Annotated in this window: 23 protein-coding genes and 1 tRNA gene; 10 read left to right on the top strand and 14 right to left on the bottom strand. The window is 42.7% G+C overall.

Going from position 1 to position 18,110, the window contains the following annotated elements; translation table 11 throughout:
* Positions 1-75: 75 nt before the first annotated feature.
* Positions 76-564, top strand: coding sequence for a YdeI/OmpD-associated family protein (locus VIN08_RS16330; RefSeq protein WP_331967207.1), 489 nt, complete (start codon positions 76-78; stop codon positions 562-564).
* Positions 565-572: 8 nt separating this feature from the next.
* Here the strand turns inward: VIN08_RS16330 and VIN08_RS16325 are convergent, their stop codons facing one another.
* Entirely contained in the window at positions 573-1,034 is a 462-nt protein-coding gene (locus VIN08_RS16325) for a hypothetical protein (protein ID WP_331967205.1), read from the bottom strand.
* A 133-nt stretch (positions 1,035-1,167) separates the two neighbouring features.
* On the opposite strand from VIN08_RS16325, the gene VIN08_RS16320 reads away from it, so the two are divergent.
* Positions 1,168-1,539, top strand: coding sequence for a hypothetical protein (locus VIN08_RS16320; RefSeq protein WP_331967203.1), 372 nt, complete (start codon positions 1,168-1,170; stop codon positions 1,537-1,539).
* Between the two features lie 21 nt (positions 1,540-1,560).
* On the opposite strand, the gene VIN08_RS16315 is transcribed toward VIN08_RS16320, so the two are convergent.
* Positions 1,561-1,974: a hypothetical protein gene (locus VIN08_RS16315; protein ID WP_331967201.1), complete on the bottom strand. Its 414-nt coding sequence runs from the start codon at positions 1,972-1,974 to the stop codon at positions 1,561-1,563.
* Between the two features lie 129 nt (positions 1,975-2,103).
* On the opposite strand from VIN08_RS16315, the gene VIN08_RS16310 reads away from it, so the two are divergent.
* Positions 2,104-2,685: a phosphoribosylglycinamide formyltransferase gene (locus VIN08_RS16310; RefSeq protein WP_331967199.1), complete on the top strand. Its 582-nt coding sequence runs from the start codon at positions 2,104-2,106 to the stop codon at positions 2,683-2,685.
* On the opposite strand, the gene VIN08_RS16305 is transcribed toward VIN08_RS16310, so the two are convergent.
* Both VIN08_RS16305 and VIN08_RS16300 read right to left on the bottom strand, forming a co-directional pair.
* Complete coding sequence (locus VIN08_RS16305) at positions 2,682-3,137, bottom strand: acyl-CoA thioesterase (RefSeq protein ID WP_331967197.1); 456 nt, start codon at positions 3,135-3,137, stop codon at positions 2,682-2,684. The two genes, VIN08_RS16310 and VIN08_RS16305, sit on opposite strands and share 4 nt — an antisense overlap.
* Before the next feature lie 40 nt (positions 3,138-3,177).
* Positions 3,178-3,654, bottom strand: coding sequence for a DUF456 domain-containing protein (locus VIN08_RS16300; RefSeq protein ID WP_331967195.1), 477 nt, complete (start codon positions 3,652-3,654; stop codon positions 3,178-3,180).
* Positions 3,655-3,696: 42 nt separating this feature from the next.
* Between VIN08_RS16300 and VIN08_RS16295 the strand changes: the two genes are divergently transcribed.
* The 3 genes from VIN08_RS16295 to VIN08_RS16285 are packed head-to-tail and all read left to right on the top strand — an operon-like array spanning position 3,697 to position 5,373.
* Positions 3,697-4,086, top strand: a complete 390-nt coding sequence (locus tag VIN08_RS16295; protein ID WP_331967193.1) for a VOC family protein — start codon at positions 3,697-3,699, stop codon at positions 4,084-4,086.
* 6 nt (positions 4,087-4,092) lie between these two features.
* Positions 4,093-4,698 carry a DapH/DapD/GlmU-related protein gene (locus VIN08_RS16290; protein WP_331967191.1) on the top strand — a complete coding sequence of 202 codons (606 nt, stop codon included), beginning with the start codon at positions 4,093-4,095 and terminating at the stop codon, positions 4,696-4,698.
* Between the two features lie 15 nt (positions 4,699-4,713).
* Positions 4,714-5,373, top strand: coding sequence for a DUF4230 domain-containing protein (locus VIN08_RS16285; protein WP_331967190.1), 660 nt, complete (start codon positions 4,714-4,716; stop codon positions 5,371-5,373).
* Between the two features lie 90 nt (positions 5,374-5,463).
* Here VIN08_RS16285 and VIN08_RS16280 read toward each other — a convergent pair whose 3' ends face one another.
* Both VIN08_RS16280 and VIN08_RS16275 read right to left on the bottom strand, forming a co-directional pair.
* The gene (locus VIN08_RS16280; RefSeq protein ID WP_331967188.1) at positions 5,464-6,207 is read right to left on the bottom strand and encodes a LytTR family DNA-binding domain-containing protein; all 744 of its coding nucleotides are present in this window, start codon (positions 6,205-6,207) and stop codon (positions 5,464-5,466) included.
* Positions 6,208-6,228: 21 nt separating this feature from the next.
* On the bottom strand, positions 6,229-7,344 hold the full coding sequence (locus tag VIN08_RS16275; protein ID WP_331967186.1) for a sensor histidine kinase: 1,116 nt from the start codon (positions 7,342-7,344) through the stop codon (positions 6,229-6,231).
* A 138-nt stretch (positions 7,345-7,482) separates the two neighbouring features.
* Here VIN08_RS16275 and VIN08_RS16270 point away from each other — a divergent pair, with 138 nt between their 5' ends.
* Positions 7,483-8,694, top strand: a complete 1,212-nt coding sequence (locus VIN08_RS16270; RefSeq protein ID WP_331967184.1) for a carboxypeptidase-like regulatory domain-containing protein — start codon at positions 7,483-7,485, stop codon at positions 8,692-8,694.
* Between the two features lie 157 nt (positions 8,695-8,851).
* Here VIN08_RS16270 and VIN08_RS16265 read toward each other — a convergent pair whose 3' ends face one another.
* The 3 genes from VIN08_RS16265 to VIN08_RS16255 form a co-directional block, all read right to left on the bottom strand.
* Positions 8,852-10,048 carry a pyridoxal phosphate-dependent aminotransferase gene (locus tag VIN08_RS16265; protein WP_331967181.1) on the bottom strand — a complete coding sequence of 399 codons (1,197 nt, stop codon included), beginning with the start codon at positions 10,046-10,048 and terminating at the stop codon, positions 8,852-8,854.
* Positions 10,049-10,184: 136 nt separating this feature from the next.
* Entirely contained in the window at positions 10,185-10,793 is a 609-nt protein-coding gene (gene recR, locus VIN08_RS16260) for a recombination mediator RecR (RefSeq protein ID WP_331967179.1), read from the bottom strand.
* Positions 10,794-10,837: 44 nt separating this feature from the next.
* Positions 10,838-11,125, bottom strand: coding sequence for an ATP-dependent Clp protease adaptor ClpS (locus tag VIN08_RS16255; protein WP_331967177.1), 288 nt, complete (start codon positions 11,123-11,125; stop codon positions 10,838-10,840).
* A 96-nt stretch (positions 11,126-11,221) separates the two neighbouring features.
* Here VIN08_RS16255 and VIN08_RS16250 point away from each other — a divergent pair, with 96 nt between their 5' ends.
* A complete protein-coding gene (locus VIN08_RS16250; RefSeq protein ID WP_331967176.1) occupies positions 11,222-12,679 on the top strand; it encodes a sodium:solute symporter in 1,458 nt (485 codons plus the stop codon).
* Between the two features lie 97 nt (positions 12,680-12,776).
* Here the strand turns inward: VIN08_RS16250 and VIN08_RS16245 are convergent, their stop codons facing one another.
* Both VIN08_RS16245 and VIN08_RS16240 read right to left on the bottom strand, forming a co-directional pair.
* On the bottom strand, positions 12,777-13,082 hold the full coding sequence (locus VIN08_RS16245) for a T9SS type A sorting domain-containing protein (RefSeq protein ID WP_331967174.1): 306 nt from the start codon (positions 13,080-13,082) through the stop codon (positions 12,777-12,779).
* An 89-nt stretch (positions 13,083-13,171) separates the two neighbouring features.
* Positions 13,172-13,558: an MGMT family protein gene (locus tag VIN08_RS16240; protein ID WP_331967172.1), complete on the bottom strand. Its 387-nt coding sequence runs from the start codon at positions 13,556-13,558 to the stop codon at positions 13,172-13,174.
* Positions 13,559-13,625: 67 nt separating this feature from the next.
* On the opposite strand from VIN08_RS16240, the gene VIN08_RS16235 reads away from it, so the two are divergent.
* Both VIN08_RS16235 and VIN08_RS16230 read left to right on the top strand, forming a co-directional pair.
* The gene (locus tag VIN08_RS16235) at positions 13,626-15,167 is read left to right on the top strand and encodes an Ig-like domain-containing protein (RefSeq protein ID WP_331967171.1); all 1,542 of its coding nucleotides are present in this window, start codon (positions 13,626-13,628) and stop codon (positions 15,165-15,167) included.
* Between the two features lie 73 nt (positions 15,168-15,240).
* Positions 15,241-15,328 (top strand) — tRNA-Ser (locus VIN08_RS16230).
* A 205-nt stretch (positions 15,329-15,533) separates the two neighbouring features.
* Here the strand turns inward: VIN08_RS16230 and VIN08_RS16225 are convergent.
* From VIN08_RS16225 to VIN08_RS16215, 3 genes are all read right to left on the bottom strand, one after another.
* The gene (locus tag VIN08_RS16225; protein ID WP_331967169.1) at positions 15,534-16,217 is read right to left on the bottom strand and encodes a hypothetical protein; all 684 of its coding nucleotides are present in this window, start codon (positions 16,215-16,217) and stop codon (positions 15,534-15,536) included.
* Between the two features lie 6 nt (positions 16,218-16,223).
* A complete protein-coding gene (locus tag VIN08_RS16220; protein ID WP_331967168.1) occupies positions 16,224-17,168 on the bottom strand; it encodes a hypothetical protein in 945 nt (314 codons plus the stop codon).
* A gap of 40 nt (positions 17,169-17,208) precedes the next feature.
* A partial coding sequence (locus VIN08_RS16215) for an ImmA/IrrE family metallo-endopeptidase (RefSeq protein WP_331967167.1) occupies positions 17,209-18,110 on the bottom strand: 902 nt, incomplete at its 5' end.

Genomic DNA, 18,110 nt, shown 5'->3' with positions numbered 1-18,110 from the left:
AAACAAAGCATTTTCTTCGGAATTAAGTTTTTTTCAAGCTCATTGCGTCAAAAATATTTTCCACATTTTTGAGTCATGGCCCGATCATTTAAACAAGTGTTTAAAGCCATCCTGGAAAACCCGGATTCTTCTATGGACACAGCCTATATCTCTATTCCCTTCGATGTGGAGAAAGTATATGGCACAAAAGGTCAGGTAAAAGTAAAAGCATTGTTCGATGGTCACCCTTATCGCGGAGTGCTGGCGAACATGGGCACGGGCTGCCATGTGATATTGGTACGCAAAGACATTCGCGCAAGCATCGGCAAAAAAGTTGGCGACATTGTAAAAGTTGAAATTGATCTCGACACGGAAGAGCGCGTAGTAGATATACCTGCCGAATTGCAGAAGGTTCTTTCTAAAAATACTACTGCTAAAAAAATCTTCGACTCATTGAGCTATACCAATCGCAAGGAGTATGCGAACTGGATACGCGATGCTAAAAAAGAAGAGACCCGCGAAAAAAGACTCGCTGCCACGTTGGAAAAATTACTCGCTGGCAAGAAGAACCCGGGTGAAAAATAATACGTGTATTATAGGGCAGTCATCTTCCGAAGCCAGTGTCTTGCTTCGCGCATCGATTCAAAAAACTGCACCGTCATAATGCGAGGCTCGGCCGTCATATCCTTAATGGTAAGCTGCGTGAATTTACTGCTGGGCATAACAATGGCGAGGTAGCGAACACCGGCTTGTTCCATAGCAGGCATTACTTCGGTTTTAAAATGCAGCACATCCTCATCCAGCACGGGTCCGGCAGTGCGGCTATCGGTAAGCATGTGCAGCTTCGGATAGTTCTTTACCTCCTGGCGCATGAGTTCCAGCCGCTTTTTCTGAATAAAATTATAGTGTTCACTGTAACGCGGAACTCCATTTAACGTAAGACGGATGCATGGAATGGAATCATCCAATTCGATGGTAGCGTATTCGTCTTGGTAAAATGCTTTTACCATATTTTCAGAACTACTGAGGATCGGAGCAAATTCTGCAAAGCTCATAATTGCTTTGGTTGCACAAGTTTAACGACAATTTACGAGGATGTAAAACTATTGGTTACACTTGTAAATCCTAAGGCTAGTACCTGTAAACTTATATTTTACATATCTTTAATATCTCAAACGACAAACGATCATGGCACTCGTTGAAATTGGGCCGAAAATCAAAGAGGTCTTTGACCATCGCCAGATGAAGCTGACTGAATTTGCCGATGCGTTGGGAACTGTTCGCCAAAATGTTTATCGCATTTTCCGGAAGCGCCACCTCGATACAGGCCTGCTGCTTCGCATATCGCAGGTATTGGACCATAATTTCTTTCAGTACTATACCAGTCAACCGGAAGAAACCCTTACACAGCTTTCGCTCAGTCAAAGTCAGGGTATACAAGTAGAAAGCGAATACCAGAAGCAGTTAGAGCTCTCACGCAAAGAGATCGACTATCTGCGCAAGATCATCAGGCTGATGGAAGAAAAAGCGGAGCTGATCCAGCAGATGGAGCACCGTTAAGATTTAACAATTTTTAACAAATTATTTATTCAGCCGCTCGATGCGGATGGCAAAATACTTGGTGTCGCCCCGCCAGGGGAAACGAACATAGCGCTTTATATAGTACAGGTTTACGCGCTCTCCGGTTAAAGATACCGACTGCAATTGTTTGATCAGATCCTGTTCATCTTTCTCTACAGAAAAATCGAACGACTCTGCTATAGGGCTTGCACCTTTCAGGGCTCCGAATGTTTCCAGGTTTATTTTGCCTTCGTATGTTTTGAATACTACACCCTTCTCGCTGATGCGCAGAATCGTGCCGGCCATTACGCCATCCTCATACGTGCCCCAGTATAAAAAAGAAAACGTAATTATACCGCCCAACAACAGCACAATCAGAATAATACGCGTTACTTTTTTGGTAGTGCGTTTTACTTTTTCGCCAAACGTTTCCATAGTGATATACTTTTCTTGAGTTGCTAAAGTTAATTTCTTATTCCGAATAGGGTTCAACTATATAATAAATTTTGCTTGCTTCACCCTTGATGTATCGTCAATAGGCATGCTGCGTTATCTTTGCAGCTTATGCCCGAAAAATATAAACTGGCTGTATTTGCTTCCGGAAGCGGCACCAATGCCGAGAAGATCTTTACGTATTTTCAAAATCATCCCTCTATAGAAGTAGTCTTGCTGCTGAGTAACAATCCGCAGGCTTACGCATTGGAGCGGGCAAAAAAAGCCGGTATAACAACACACGTATTCGATCGATCACAATTTCGGGAGCAAACTATTATACTCGACTGGCTACAAGAGAAACAGGTTACGCATATTGTACTCGCGGGCTTTCTCTGGCTTATACCTGCTTACCTGGTAAAAGCTTTTCCACACAAGATCATTAATATACACCCCGCTCTTTTACCCAAGCATGGCGGCAAGGGTATGTATGGCATGCATGTGCACAACGCGGTGAAACTTGCCGGTGATGCCGATACCGGTATAACTATTCATGCGGTAGATGATAACTACGATGAAGGGAAAATTCTCTTTCAGGCATCGTGCCCGGTATATATCCATGATACACCCGAGCAGATAGCTGGCAAGGTGCACGAACTGGAATATACCCATTACCCACGCGTTATTGAGCAGTGGGTGCTCGGTACACTCTAGGCTTTTTTCTCTTCGCGAATAATCCACTCGAATGTAGCTGCGCGAGGAAACTCGTTAAATATACCTTGAACAAATTCGCTCGGTATAGCCAGTTTCCTTTTTTCAAGATCAATCCAGGCACCATCTACGGTTACATTGGCGGCCAGAGAACCATCTTGCTTGAAAAAATTATGCCGCAGGCTCCAGCGTGAAAAATCTTTAGCAGCTTTTACCAGCTCTACATCCAATGTAATTTTATCATCGAGGGTTATTTCACGTTTAAAGATTGCTTCTTCGCGAAAGAGTATAGGACCGATCTTCATCTCATCGAGTTTTTGTGTAGTGATGCCATGCTCGGATAAAAAGATCATACGGGCCATCGCTCCATAATCATAATAAGCAGAGTGGCGCAGGTGACGGTTCTGATCTATATCAGACCAGCGAATCTGGATCGGAAGATTAAAAGGTGTCATACAAATTTATTCAGGCGCAAAGTATATATAATTTTATTGATCACTGAAACAGGCTTGCAACAAAGTACCAGCTCATTACCAAGCACACAATCAGTTTGAGCAGTGTACCGAACAAAAAGCCAATAAAAGATCCCAGTGCAGCACGCAACGCCTGCGATGAATTACTGCTGGCCAAAATCTCTCCGACAAATGCGCCAACAAACGGCCCGAGAATTATACCCCACGGGCCAAGCCATATACCAATCAGCAACCCGATAGTACATCCCCAAACACCATAGCGGCTTCCTCCGAATTTCTTTGTCCCATATACCGGTATGATATAGTCGAGCAATGTTACTACTGCTGCAATAGCTCCCCAGATAATCAGAAATCTGGTAGTGAACGGAGGCATTGTTTTCAGTTGCAGTAACAGCAGTGCTATAAAACACAACGGTGGGCCTGGCAGAAATGGCAGAATGCAACCGGCCAGTCCGCCAAGCAGTAAAATTATTCCAAGAATAACCCAGAGAACATCCATGATGCGGGAATTTTACAGAAATTTAAGTTGAATATCTATACCATGCTGCATCTCAAAAATATTCACCACATCGCGATCATCTGTTCCGACTACGAAGTATCGAAGAAATTCTATACTGAAATATTAGGCTTTCGCGTGTTGGCAGAGTACTATCGTGCCGAACGAAAATCCTACAAACTTGATCTTGCATTGGGCGATCGCTACGCAATCGAATTATTTTCTTTTCCGGATCCTCCTCCACGTGTGTCGCGCCCGGAAGCACGAGGGCTGCGTCACCTGGCGTTTGAAGTAGATAACATCGATGAAGCTGTGCATGTACTTTCATCCAAAGGCGTTATTACAGAACCCATCCGTGTTGATGAATATACCGGCAAACGTTTTACTTTCTTTGCTGACCCTGACAATCTTCCTCTTGAACTATACGAATGCTAAAACGACATGATCGACATTCAACTATATATACCTTCTTTCTATTCTCTTTTTCCTGAATTAAAATCACTACTCCCCTGGGAAATTACGGCCCAGGCTCCTGCTCTTATACAGGAAAAAATAAAAACACTTTCGTCAGACTATATCATTCGCGATGCTGTAGCCATTCACAAAGATGCGCGTGTGGAAGAGCATGTAATCATTAAAAGTCCTGCAATTATTTCTGCCGGATGTTTTATAGGGGCACACGCCTATATACGAGGCGGAGTATTTTTAGGAGAAGGTGCAAGTATAGGGCCTGGCTGCGAAATAAAATCAAGCTTTATTATGCCTCGTGCTGCGCTGGCTCACTTCAATTTTGCGGGCGACTCCATTGTTGGTTCGCAGGTAAATATGGAAGCAGGTTCTATCATCGCGAATCACTATAATGAACGGGCCGATAAAACCATTAAAGTACTTATCAACAACAAAGAGTATATAACTACCTCCACCAAGTTCGGAGCATTGGTAGGTGATGGCACACGAATCGGGGCGAATGCAGTACTATCACCAGGAACGATTCTTTTACCCAATGCTATTGTAAAACGACTTGAACTGATTGAGCAGATCCACTAACACTAAAGCATCGTTATGTTTTCAAACCGGAAGATTGTTCTTATCATCGTTCTGCTGGTAACACTAAGCATTACCGCCTATATATTGATTGTATATATACCCACACAACTGGCACAACGCAGTTATGAAGGTGCCAAACAGATTGGTCGCGACTTTAAAGAAGCGTTTCAGTTTACACCCGAGGTAACGGTGAACAATACGGTAGTGCTACAACAGCAAACACCTATACTCGAGCTTGCTACGCTATCACAGAAATTTCAGCATGAGTATATATGGAATAACACATGGCTGAAGAGCACCAAGAAGATTACTATAAAAGGAACGTTTGAAGCAAAGGCGGGCTTTAACCTGAACGAGAAATTCTCCATAAAGATTGATGAAGAACATGCTACCGTTATAGCACCATACCCCGTATTACTGTCGATCGAATCTTTGGGAGACGTAACGTTCGCAGACGAGAATGGATTATGGAATTGGGTAAATACAGATGACCGATCGAAAGCGATGAATGCCTTTATTACCGATGCCAAAAAATACGCAGAGCAGGCAGCCTTTGTAAAAGAAGCTCAACAATCTTTCGAGGCGAAGATACAAGCCATCATGAAACAACATGGCAAAACTGTGAGGATTCAATATACAGGCGAAAAAATATCTCCCACAGATTTCAAGTACTGAGAAAAAATTTCCCGCAGATTTCGCTGATGAACGCAGATAAATTTCAATGGATATTTCTGCGTAAGTCTGCGAGATCTGCGGGAGAAAAATTTATACCACTTTCTTACGAATCAATTTCGCATAGGTTCTACTCACCGGGAAGCTCTTACCGTTTTGCATCTTTACCACCATACCACCGTTGAAGTGTTTTTCAATCTCCTTCAAACTGTTGATGTTGATAATCGTACTTCTGTGCACACGGATAAATGTTTCCGGGTTAAGAATCTCTTCCAGCTTACCGATACCGGATGAACTCACAAACTGATCATTCTTCGTAGTGAGAATAGTATAGTCACCCGAAGCTTCCAGGTATACTATTTCATCTACCGGCAGGTTCAATAACTTCTCAGACTTCTGCACAAAGATGTGCGAGTCATACGAAGTTTTGTTTTCTGTTTTCAGGTTGCGCAGCAACTCACCAACGTTGTTCTGCTCCATCTTCATGCGGGCAATGGCGCGTTCAACGGCAAGCTTGAAACGCTCTTGATCAAGCGGCTTCAATATATAGTCTACAGCATTCTTCTCGAAAGCTTTTAATGCATACTGATCGTATGCCGTGCAGAATATCACATACGGATCGTGTGTAATTTCATCGAGCACATCAAAGCCAGTCATGCCAGGCATTTGTACATCGAGAAAAACAAGATCGGGTTTTTCCTTATCAATCAACTCTACGGCATCTTTCCCTTTGGAGCATTCGCCAATCACCTGGATGTTTGGCATCTGCTGCAAATACTCCTGCAGGAGATCGCGCGCTAATTTTTCATCATCGACAATAACACAGGTTATGTTCATGTATAATTAAGTTTTAATAAGTTACACAGCTTTACTTTTCATTTCTTCCAGCACTTCTTCATATGGTATAAAGAAGCTTACAGAGTAGCCCCATTCATTGGAGTGAATGCGCAGACCTGAGCCTGGTCCAAATATACTCTTAAGACGTTGATCGGTATTTTTTACACCCACTCCACTGGAGCTTCCATCCATTACCTTCTTGGCCTTCGAGCCAAGTCCATCGTCTTTTACTTCGAAGAAAATCATATTATTGAAACGCTTTACGGTGAGTATAATAGTACCGCCATCTTCCTTCGGAGCTATACCATACTTCACGGAGTTTTCAACAAGGGGTTGCAATATCATGGGAGGTATCTCTACATTCAGGCAAGAGAAATCTACCTGCTTCACAAATTTCAGTCGATCGCCAAAGCGTACTTGTTGTATGCGTATATAGTTATCGATAAAATCAAGTTCCTGTATAAGCTTTACCATCTGGTCGCCATGCGAATCAAGTGCATAGCGAAAAATATCCGAGAGTTGTGTGATCACCTTACGCGCCTGCTCCTTACTGGAACCAATCAGCGTATTGATCGAATTTAATGTATTGAAAAGAAAGTGCGGATTGATCTGCGACTTGAGCAATGATATCTGCATCTCGCGATTCTTCAGGGCAAGCTCGCTCTTCTCCTGTTCTTGCTTTTGCAATCCCTGGAAGTAACCAATCACATAATATACCCCAACAGTAATAATATACTGATCGTGAAAATGAAGTCCTTCCCATTTCAGCAAACCTATAATGTGCGCCTTCCAAAAATCCCAGCCGGCATAACCTTCTACATAGTCTTCCAGGTAATAGGATAGTGTGCCCATAATAAGGAAGTGCGTCATGGCACCAATAGCATGGCCTGCCACTTGAAAATATATTCTGAAACGAAACAGCCAGTTAGCATAGAAGAAAATGCCGATGATAAGAATACACAGTACTTCAAAAAGATAGAGTGTATTCCAGAATATATAAGTATTCGGGTTTTCGAGTTTCCATTCTATGAAAGTACCTACACCATAATTGGCGGCAAACCAAAGGCATAATAACAGGTAGGCCTTCTTCCAGACGCGAGGTATTTCTTCGATGGACTTCAAGACAGGCAAGTTCATACTTAAAGGTAAGCAATGAAATGTAAAACCGTTCAGGATAGATTATTGGCGATAAATCTTCAATTTAGGGGAATATCCTACGCGAGGTTTGAAACAAAAGACTAAATAACCAATTTGACTGTCTATTTCCATTCGCTTATGCGATATATCCTTGTTTTTGTTTTCCTTTTAATCTCTATCGGTGTTTTTGCGCAGAAAATAACGCTTTCCGGAAGGGTAATTGATAAAGGAACCAGTGAAGTGCTCCCGTTTGCTTCAGTTGTTATTAAAGGGAAATCGGTTGGTACAATTGCCAATCTTTCCGGTGAATTTGATTTCCATTTTTCTTCCGAATACCGAAACGAGATTGTCGTAGTAAGCATGCTGGGCTACGAAAATTTTGAAGCGCCTGTTTGGTCGCTGATCGATAGCGGCATGAAGACTATCGAATTGAATAAATCAGTTACGCTTCTTTCGGAAGTAGTTGTTACAGATTCTCTCCGCAAAGGAGGGGAAATATTTCGTGTAGCGCTTTCACGGATAGAACAGAACTTTCCGATGGAGCCTTTCTTAATGGATGGCTTCTATCGCGACATAAAAAAAGTAAGCGGCACCACGATAGCGCTGCTCGAAGCTGCTGTAAAAATCTATGATGAGAATTATGCCAAGCCGCGCAATCCTTCAAAACTGCGCGAGCATGTAAAGCTTGTAGAAGTACGCAAAAGCCTGGGCTACGAAAACAGGTTTGCTTCTTATTTCGATCAGAAAAATTTACTGGAAGATTTACTCCTGCATAATAGCGTACGCTACCACCATGATATAGCCGAAGAGGTATTTGAAAACATGCAGCGCGAGGATGATTCGTTCTATAACGACCATGAAATATTTGTGCTCTCGTACGAAAAGGATTTCAAACTTAAAGTATTCATCGATAAATCAGATTACTCGATTATCCACATGGACTTTGAAATTACCTATACGGGCGATAACCTGGATACACGCAAAGATGTAGTGAACACCTATATCGGATACAAAAAGCAAATTGACTTCCGCAAATATAGCGGCAAGATGTACCTCAACTATATAACCGTTACCACACAAGAGAAGTGGAACGACATTAAAACCAAAGCCTTGAAGTTCGACACCGAGCTTACACAGTATTTACTGATCAACGAAGTGCAAGCCAACACCACTGAACATATACGTTCAACCGAGAAGATGCGGAACTACGGGCTGCAATACCAGGACTACCCTTATAACAAAGAGTTCTGGGCCAACTATAATGTGATAAAGGAAACCGCGCTTGACCGCAAGATTGTAGCCGACCTTGAAAAAGAAGCTCCGCTGGAGCAACAGTTCGAAGCTGAATAAAAATTAGTTGCGTGTGATGGGCTGTGAAATATAGCGCGCACTGATTCGATTACAGTACAATACTATATATAGATACAAAAACAGTCAGGCGTTTCCACCTGACTGTACTCAATAAGAAATGAAATTTTTAATTTAAGATCTACCGGCAGGCACAGATTCACTTCAGCGTAGCCAGCGTTTCTTTCAAACGCTTCATGGCTTCACGCAGATCGCTCTCAGAAGCAGCGTACGACAACCGTACACAAGCCTCATCGCCAAAGGCTCCGCCCGGCACTAACGATACGTGTGCTTTCTCTAACAGGAACAAGCAAAGATCATCGCCATTCTTGATCGTTTTAGTGCCATCTGATTTGCCGTAATAGGCACTTACATCCGGGAAGAAATAGAAAGCACCTTCTGGGTAATTAGCTTTTACGCCTGGTATCTCTTTCAGCAGATTATATACTATATCTCTGCGCTTGCGATATTCCTCTACCATTTTGTTGGTAGGTGTAATATCACCGGCTATAGCTGCCAATGCTGCACGCTGTGCTATAGAGCAGTTAGCAGAAGTAACTTGTCCTTGCACTTTGTTGCAACCATCGGCAATCCACTTTGGTGCAGCTATATAACCTACACGCCAGCCCGTCATCGCGAAGCCTTTTGCAAAACCATTTACCGTGATGGTGCGCTCAAACATTCCGGCGAACGAAGCTATACTTACCTGCTCACCGGTAAAGTTGATGTGCTCATATATTTCATCGGCAATTACCAGCAGGTTCGGGTGTTTCAATACTACATCCGCTATATCCTGAAGTTCTTTGCGTGAGAATACAGAGCCGGTAGGATTACAAGGTGAAGAGAAGATGATCGCTTTTGTCTTCGGTGTGATGGCTGCTTCCAGTTGTTTCGCAGTCACTTTAAAATCACTCTCTATACCTCCCTTGATCATCACCGGTGTTGCTTCTGCAAGACGCACCAGTGCATCGTAACTTACCCAATAAGGAGAGAACACAACTACTTCATCGCCCGGGTTAAGCAGTGCCAGCATAGCATTGGCTATAGATTGCTTGGCTCCGTTGGAGACAACTATATTTTCAGCTTTATAAGGAACATTATTTTCTTTCTGATACTTGGCGGCCAGTGCTTCGCGTAAATCCTGGTAGCCCGCTACCGGAGGGTAAGCAAAATACTTTCCTTCATCAATCGCTTTCTTGGCAGCATCACAAATATGCTCAGGAGTTTTGAAATCAGGTTCGCCAAGGCTGAGGCTGATCACATCAATTCCTTTCATCTTGAATTCACGTGCCTTCGCGGCCATTGCCAGTGTTGCAGATTCTTCGATCGCGTTGATTCGGTTGGAAAGTGTAGTCATGGTTGTTTTATAAAAAGCGAGCAAAGAAAGGCATTATCGTTTTAAGTTGGAAGGATTGATTCCAGATTTGAAAATTTCGCATTTCAGACTATATCAGCCTGATTGAATTTTAAAAAAATGAAATCTACTGCTGGAATTAATTGAAAAGCGTGCGGCCGGTAATGCTTCGGCCCAATGTAATCTCATCGGCATATTCAAGGTCGCCACCCACGGGCACACCACGCGCAATAACGCTCACCTTTACCGATAATTCCTTGATGCGCCTGTTGATATAGAAAGCTGTAGTGTCTCCTTCCATGGTAGGACTCAGCGCCAGGATCACTTCTTTTATTTCCGTTTGTCCGTGGTTCAATCGATTCACCAGCGATTCAATTTTAAGATCGGCCGGCCCTATACCATTTACCGGGGAGATCACACCTCCCAGCACATGATAAAGTCCGTTGAATTGTGCTGTGTTCTCAATCGCCATTACATCCTTCACATCCTCCACAATGCATACCATACTACGATCGCGTCTGTGACTTGCGCAGATCGTGCAAAGCTCGGTGTCAGATATAGTGTGGCATACTTTGCAGAACTTGATATTCGCGCGCAGGTTGCTGAGTGCATCCGTGAGCGCATAGGTATTTTCTTCCTTGGCTTTAATCAGATGCAGCACCAGGCGCAAAGCCGTTTTCTTCCCGATGCCAGGAAGTTTTGCAATCTGGTTAACAGCTTCTTCAATAAGTTTGGAAGGATAATCCACCGATACTATTTAGAGTAATGGAACAGGAGATTGATCGTGTATGATTACAGGATGCGGGCATCAATGCCAACCTCGCAGATCGCTTCACGCATAGGACGAAGAAAGTCAAACGTTCCTTTCTTCACAGCACACTTCCCTTTGTAATGAATAATCAGTGTACATTGTTCAGCCTGCTCGGCAGTATGTTCACAAACCCGTATTAAGGTTTCAATCACATGGTCGAATGTATTCACATCATCGTTGAAAACAATCAGATCCATCAGGTCGGTTGTTTCCACTGCCTCCAGTACATCTACATCGGTTAATACCTCTTCCTGATACGCGGGTTTCATCCTACAAAAGTACGTTGGGAAAACGACTCATTCAAGATGGATTTGGAATTGATCCGATTTCCTGATTTTTTGCCGCTGTAAAAACTACCTTAGCACATGACTCCTGCCCTGGTTGCCACCATCATGGTTATTTATTTCGGTGTATTGATTTATATCTCGGTAATTACCTCGCGAGGTGCCGATACCAATACATTCTTCACCGCCAACCGGCAGTCGCCCTGGTATTTGGTGGCTTTTGGCATGATAGGCTCCTCGTTATCGGGCGTAACGTTCATCTCCGTTCCGGGCAACGTGGGCAAAATCGGCTTCGGTTATTTCCAGGTAGTGCTGGGCTATCTGTTGGGCTACTGGCTGATTATCGGCATACTGATGCCCCTGTATTATCGACTCAATCTCATTTCCATTTATACTTACTTAGAGAAGCGCTTCAACTTCTGGACCTACAAAACCGGTGCATTCTTCTTCCTCGTATCGCGCACCATCGGTTCATCACTCCGCTTGTTTCTCGCAGCCACGGTATTGCAACTATTTCTCTTCGATGCGTGGCATGTTCCATTCTTCGTAACAGTGGCTACAACCATTATACTGATCTGGATATATACTTTCAAAGGCGGAGTAAAAACGATTGTATGGACGGATTCTTTCCAGACTATATTTCTGATCTCTGCTGTATGTATAGCGGTGTGGCAGATCTCCGATAAACTCGGCATGTCGTTCTCCGAAATGATCACCACCATCAAGTCAAGTCAGTATGCAAAAGTGTTTTACTTGGATGATGTTAACTCCACACAATTCTTCTGGAAACAATTTCTCGGTGGCGCATTCATCACGCTTACTATGACCGGCATGGACCAGGAGATTATGCAAAAGAACCTGACGTGCAAAACACTGGGCGATGCACAGAAAAATATGTTCTGGTTTAGCTTACTGCTGGTAGTGGTAAATTTATTGTTCCTCACCCTCGGTGCATTACTATATATCTATAGCTCTACCAACAACATTGCTTTACCCGCAGCCTCTGACGAACTCTTCCCACGATTAGCCTTTAATGAATTAGGCCTCGCGGTAGGTATATTCTTTCTGTTGGGTATAACAGCTTCTTCGTATGCCAGTGCAGATGCTGCATTGGCCGGACTGACAACTTCTTTCTGTATCGATTTTCTCAACTTCAAAGACAAACCGGAAGCTGTAAAGCGTAAACAAAAATTTATGGTGCACTTAGGCTTCTCGTTGCTCTTTCTCGTAATCATTCTGGTTTTTAAAGAGATCAACGAGCGCTCGGTTATCGATGCAGTGCTCAACGTGGCAGGCTATACGTACGGTCCTTTATTGGGACTCTTCGCTTTTGGTCTGTTTACCAGACTGCAGGTGCGCGATAAACTGGTGCCGATAGTATGCGTGCTCTCTCCGGCATTGTCGTACCTGATCAGTCTCAATTCGGAAAAATTACTGGGAGGCTACAAGTTTGGAATAGAAATTCTGATTGTGAACGGGCTGATCACGTTCATCGGACTCTGGTTTATTTCCAGAAAAGGCACATCGGTAAAAGTCTGAAGGGCTATAAAAAGGAAAAGGCTACCTCAGTGCGAAGCAGCCTAGACCCGATTAAAACCAACCCCACTATATTTTCAAGTGTTGCCTTGCGGCAGAATCACTTTTGTTTGCTTGTGTATTCAAACTCCTGCACGTTATTGCCCTTGGTGAGGCGGATAACGTACGTGCCATGCTGCACACTGCCGAAATCGATAATTACTTTTCGTTTCTGCAGATTCTGCGAGGTGAGCAATTCACCATTCGCATGGAAAACTTCAACTTTTGCGCCCTTAAATTTTTTCTGCGTTTTCAGCACAAACAGATTTTTGTGCTTATAAGCCGGTATGGATGTGATGTCATCAGCATGTGCAGATGACGCGATAAAAAGACAACCGGCAACAAGAACTTTGATAAGGGTCTTCATAAGTCATTGTTTGGTACACCTTATTACTAACCCTATGCCACTCGACAAATACCCCAAATTCCGCTAATTTGAGGCTTGCTTAATCTTTCTCATCCATTTTTGGGACGTTTTTTTCTCGGTTTGGCTCCGTCTAACGTCAATTCTGTCAAAGGGTCCCAAAATACTTCGTTAAAGCCCACGATTTTGTCGTTAACTACCTTCACCCCTTCCTTTTCTAAAAGTTTCTGCATTTTACCAGGTGGTTTAAAGTGATGTTTGGCCGTAAGCAGTCCTTTGCTGTTTACAACACGGTGAGCCGGTACATCTTTCGGACAACCGAACATAGCCCACCCAACCATGCGTGCACTCGATTTCAATCCAAGATATGCTCCTATAGCACCGTAACTGGTAGCCCGCCCGGCAGGAATAAGCCGCGCTACTTCATACACATCGGTAAAGAAATTTTTATCAGTTTGTTTCTTTTTGGTACGTGGCATATCACAGAATTTTCATCTTATTAACTTTACGGCTCCTGAATTTTTTGAATCAACATAAACTTTAACCGTGAAGCACGTAAATCTCTTTATTTTTTTCTTTTGTAGTTGCTTAATCACCCTGGGCCAGAATAATCATCATTTAGTTTTTCCGGATAGCACTGGCTGGAATATTCTCAACGAAAATCAACAACTCTCTTTCCGCGTAAAGATATCGCCTGAAGTTCCGGCATACTTTACTATTGAAGGAACAGAAGGCCTTAACATTCGCTTCGATACACTCGGAAACTTTGAATGGAAACCATCTTTTGATCTGGTAGACCGTGTAGCAAAGACAAAAGACGTCACGGTTATTTTTCAGGCAACACTGCGCGATGGCAAACGCGAACGCAAGCCGGTAACTTTTATAGTTAACCATGTTAACCGCCCACCCGTGGTAGAAGATCTGCCGGTGTTCTATGTAAAGCAATCGAACCTCAACACCTATCAGATCGCGAACGATTATGTATACGATCCGGATGGAGATCCGATTGTTATCAAGTCTATTCAATCGCAGATGCCGGAAGGTTCCGCGCTTTCTTCTCTCGGGCAATTCACCTGGACACCTTCGCGTAGTCAGTTCTCTTCGCTAAAGAATAATCCGTTACAGATCGAGTTCATCGTGCAGGATCAACCTGACAAAGCAGAGACAAAAGGAAAACTAAAGATCGCTCAAACACAACAAGATCTTCCTCCGGAAATTCTGATCGTACCGGGCGATTCTCTCTTCTCGATTAAAGAAGATGAAACTCTAAACCTGAAGATATATATATCCGATCCTAACGGAGACGACAACGTGCGCAGTGCAGGTTTTATATCCAGCGACAAGCGCGTGCCGGCTACAAGCCTGAAAGAAAATACATCACTCCAATCTGAATTTACCTGGACACCCGGTTATGAATTTGTAGATGACGCACAAAACGCTATCACAACAGAGCTCGTGTTTTTTGTACTCGATAAATCCAACAACCGTACGCAGCGTAAAATCAGAATCAAGGTATCAGACGCAGAGAACCTGATCAAAAAAGATGCTCACCTCTTCCAGAAGTACAGAAGCAACCTGGTAGACGCACTTATACTTATCCAGCAATTAGACGCTAACCAGCGCAAGCTGAATGCTGACTATAAGAAAGCGAAAAAAGGAAAGAAGAACCGATCTATAGTAAACGCATCGTTGGGTGCCGTAACTGGTTTTACGCCTGCTGTAATAGACAATGCAGACCAATCCAAAGTAGTATCAGCTGTGGGAGGTACAACGGTATTGACGTTGGGTACCCTCGAGGCTACGGAAGTGGTTGGCCGATCAAAAGAGAACATCCTGGAGAAGATCAAAATCGGAATTGACATCCGGAATAAAGTACAATCGGTGGGCGATGAGTTTGCTCGTAAGTATGCTCTTAAATCGGCCCGCAGAAATGCCGAGTTCGATAAAGACATAGAAAAGCTGCGATCGAACCTGAACGACCAACGCATTGTACTGCTGGAACTGGACGCTTACTCTAAAAATGCCGCTAAAATTGACGACAAAGACATCAAAAAAGTATTTGTAGACTACGCGGAAGAGCAGAAATAAGAAAGTTTCCCACAGATATTTGTCGGTTTAAAGGAAAGCTATACATTTGCACTCCTTAAAATAAACCGAACACAGAGGAGTGGTAGAGCGGTTTATTGCACCGGTCTTGAAAACCGGAGACCTTAACGGGTCCGGGGGTTCGAATCCCTCCTCCTCTGCCAAGTCACATTCATTGACTAACAAAACCCCGAAATTCGTTCAATTTCGGGGTTTTTTATTTTTCCGAAGCATCATTTGAGCATTATTGGTCGTTTTGTAGAGGCAAATTCGGTGCACCTGAGCTTTGCGCATGAAGTGCACCGAATCATCAGATCCGCTACAGAGAAACTTTATTCAGTCCAAGGAAAACTCCTCAGCCAATGAAATTTACTTTGCTGGTCGTCTATCAAATAAGGCTTTCCGAACCGGCTCAACAATCTGGTCTACATGGTTTTTTCGAACAGGTATGTCTAGGTACGCTCCTGCTGTGTATTCGGTGGGCGTAATTCGCCTCAAATGCCGTCTGAACAACGTCTCGTCTATAGTCGCATTAGGATTTTGCTCGCGTAACTCTTTAATAAATTGCTGAAAGAACCAAGTTGGAACACCATCTTCAGTCCAATCTTCATAATAGAAATATTCTTCCGCTTCGATGAATCCCTTTACTACGCTGATACAAAAGCCCACGCATGTCATATACTCCTCAACACCGCTTTGAGAAAAATATCGTCCTTCTTTATTGTAATAATCACCTGCAAAGAAGTATCCATACATTGGATTAGCATTTTTTTGGATCACCAAACAATGCGCATAAAAAGCAGAGACTTCCTCTTTGGAAACGAATTTCAATTTCTTGAAAATGAACGCTCTCGTGACGTTGTCATTGAACTCTACGTCACTGCCTGTGTAATGGAATAGATTGTAGTTACCTTGATATGCGATCACCAAGCCCGAATGGTGAGCAACGCCTTCTTTGTCTACGTAGACGGCCACGCCAACGAAATCCGAATCAATTTCATACGAGTCTGTTCGGAAAAGCTCACCATCTATTTCTTCGATTGTAATTGGCATCAAGTGTTAGACTAAGGTTCCAATTTTTGACTCAAGCTTTTCTTTTAGAGATCGCCGCAATTGAGACACATCTTCATGGTCTTTTAAAGATTTAGTGATTATCAAAATCGTCTTCAACGTACTGGCGCTAACTGAGTCATGATTGAAGAGTCGCATTAACTTACGAAGGTGCCCGAAATCTTTGCCTTCTATGTACTCCCTGAATTTACCGTGCAACAACACCAAAGCATCAACCTCCTCCTTTTTGTTAAAATCGGTGATGAATTCAGTGAAGCGATTGTAAATCGTTTCTTCAGTATAGAAATCGCAAAAGGTATACTTGATTGCACTGCTTGCCTTTTTAGTACGCCAAACTGATAGCATAACAGATTGATAGAGAAATTTATTGACCTTAATTGCCTCACTCTCCCCACAGCCCACAGTATACTTATCTTCGCTATTTCCTGAAATTATGTGGATATTCGGAATCTTGCCACCCACCTCAATTAATTTTCCAGAAAGAAAAATCAGGTCAGTATCACTAGGCAGTCTTTTTCTGGTCGCCTTTACCTTGAATTTTTTAGATGATTTGATTTTTTCAAGGACAGGAACCTTAGACGATCGTGTGTAAAAATTTGCTTCGTACTCTAGACCGTCTTCTTGAATCAAAGTTTGGATCGATAACCAGTTATCAACAAGATATTTGTTTGTTGATTTGTTCTGTATTACGTCATCAAAGTCCTTATGGACTTTCTTAATTATAGCTTCGGGAGCTTCAGCAACCAAAGTGGCTGAGCCTTTAAGGATTTGAATCTTTACACTCTGGTCGTTGGCCGATTCAGATAAAATATTCGTAAGTGATTGCATAAGTGTTATCAGGGATCTTGTAGCAACAATGGACATAGCTGCAAGATCAACCTCTTTCCCTTTTGCATCTTTTACTATTTTGAACTCTATCTTGTTTCCAGACATGATTCCGGGTTAGGAATGACTTAGTAATGAAAATTTGAAACTAGAATAAATTCCAAGGATCCGCTTTGTACTTGTCTGGAATTTGATCCCTAACTGACTCTTTAAATCGATGAAGTGTCGAGTATGAAACAAGTTCATTGTGCGCAAGTAACCCAACAACTATTGATGGATGAATATCTTTCTCGTCTGAGAACTCAATTACTTTTTCTTCTGTAATGTAGTTTGTATCGTTTTCAAAGTGCTCCAGAATATCGGGTTGAAGGAGAATTCTTTCCGCATTCTCATTAGCTTCTAATTCTTTAGATGAGGTTGATTTTTTCGTAGTATCATCTATAAAAATTGCTTCCTTCTCGTCTTTAGTCAAGTGTAACGCGATATGACTCAATTCGTGTGCAAGCGTGAACCAAAAATTGTCTACGCGATCATAACGACCTGTCAAGGCAACTACAGGGCCTTCAGATGACAAGAAGGCAGCACCATCGAGATAGGTTTTTGAAAGATGGGTGAGAAACACAAATTTGACTCCGACTTGCGTCAACTCATGCAGGAAGCTTTTTATCCCCCCCTCTTTATTTGTGTATGAGTGAACATCAGTCATTAGCTCAGTTAATGACTTCTTTTGAAATGGTTTTGCTTTAATTGTTTTTGAAAAATTCAAAGCCATTTGATGCCAGATCAGCGCGTTGTTTTGATTGAAAGTACCTTCGAATGCCGAGGAAGTTCGGTATTCAAGTCGTGCTCGATCCGTTTCCAAGAAAGATAGGTCTAGCCCTTTGCCCTTGGGAATATTCCAGAATCGTCTCAACTCTTTATCAAGGTCTTTGCCCTCCTTTATCCATCTCTTTTTAATGAGTTCATTTATTGGCATGTATTTGTATATAACAGCCTTCAATTTGACCTCATCATTATTCTCTGTATTGTTTTCGAGCTGAAATTTTGCGC

The organism is Ohtaekwangia sp. (genome assembly GCF_036568665.1).
Taxonomy (GTDB): Bacteria; Bacteroidota; Bacteroidia; order Cytophagales; family Cyclobacteriaceae; genus Ohtaekwangia.
The sequence above is the reverse complement of the archived record's forward strand: the minus strand, read 5'-3'. Positions and strand labels throughout refer to the sequence as shown.

Bases quoted from the DNA above. Each gene is read 5' to 3' on its own strand.
- VIN08_RS16325 (WP_331967205.1), bottom strand. From the start codon at position 1,034: ATGAGCTTTGCAGAATTTGCTCCGATCCTCAGTAGTTCTGAAAATATG.
- VIN08_RS16295 (WP_331967193.1), top strand. From the start codon at position 3,697: ATGCTGCATCTCAAAAATATTCACCACATCGCGATCATCTGTTCCGAC.
- VIN08_RS16315 (WP_331967201.1), bottom strand. From the start codon at position 1,974: ATGGAAACGTTTGGCGAAAAAGTAAAACGCACTACCAAAAAAGTAACG.
- VIN08_RS16280 (WP_331967188.1), bottom strand. From the start codon at position 6,207: ATGAACATAACCTGTGTTATTGTCGATGATGAAAAATTAGCGCGCGAT.
- VIN08_RS16275 (WP_331967186.1), bottom strand. From the start codon at position 7,344: ATGAACTTGCCTGTCTTGAAGTCCATCGAAGAAATACCTCGCGTCTGG.
- VIN08_RS16290 (WP_331967191.1), top strand. From the start codon at position 4,093: ATGATCGACATTCAACTATATATACCTTCTTTCTATTCTCTTTTTCCT.
- VIN08_RS16270 (WP_331967184.1), top strand. From the start codon at position 7,483: ATGCGATATATCCTTGTTTTTGTTTTCCTTTTAATCTCTATCGGTGTT.
- VIN08_RS16265 (WP_331967181.1), bottom strand. From the start codon at position 10,048: ATGACTACACTTTCCAACCGAATCAACGCGATCGAAGAATCTGCAACA.
- VIN08_RS16225 (WP_331967169.1), bottom strand. From the start codon at position 16,217: ATGCCAATTACAATCGAAGAAATAGATGGTGAGCTTTTCCGAACAGAC.
- VIN08_RS16255 (WP_331967177.1), bottom strand. From the start codon at position 11,125: ATGAAACCCGCGTATCAGGAAGAGGTATTAACCGATGTAGATGTACTG.
- VIN08_RS16245 (WP_331967174.1), bottom strand. From the start codon at position 13,082: ATGAAGACCCTTATCAAAGTTCTTGTTGCCGGTTGTCTTTTTATCGCG.
- VIN08_RS16250 (WP_331967176.1), top strand. From the start codon at position 11,222: ATGACTCCTGCCCTGGTTGCCACCATCATGGTTATTTATTTCGGTGTA.
- VIN08_RS16305 (WP_331967197.1), bottom strand. From the start codon at position 3,137: ATGACACCTTTTAATCTTCCGATCCAGATTCGCTGGTCTGATATAGAT.
- VIN08_RS16220 (WP_331967168.1), bottom strand. From the start codon at position 17,168: ATGTCTGGAAACAAGATAGAGTTCAAAATAGTAAAAGATGCAAAAGGG.
- VIN08_RS16320 (WP_331967203.1), top strand. From the start codon at position 1,168: ATGGCACTCGTTGAAATTGGGCCGAAAATCAAAGAGGTCTTTGACCAT.
- VIN08_RS16330 (WP_331967207.1), top strand. From the start codon at position 76: ATGGCCCGATCATTTAAACAAGTGTTTAAAGCCATCCTGGAAAACCCG.
- VIN08_RS16240 (WP_331967172.1), bottom strand. From the start codon at position 13,558: ATGCCACGTACCAAAAAGAAACAAACTGATAAAAATTTCTTTACCGAT.
- VIN08_RS16310 (WP_331967199.1), top strand. From the start codon at position 2,104: ATGCCCGAAAAATATAAACTGGCTGTATTTGCTTCCGGAAGCGGCACC.
- VIN08_RS16300 (WP_331967195.1), bottom strand. From the start codon at position 3,654: ATGGATGTTCTCTGGGTTATTCTTGGAATAATTTTACTGCTTGGCGGA.
- VIN08_RS16285 (WP_331967190.1), top strand. From the start codon at position 4,714: ATGTTTTCAAACCGGAAGATTGTTCTTATCATCGTTCTGCTGGTAACA.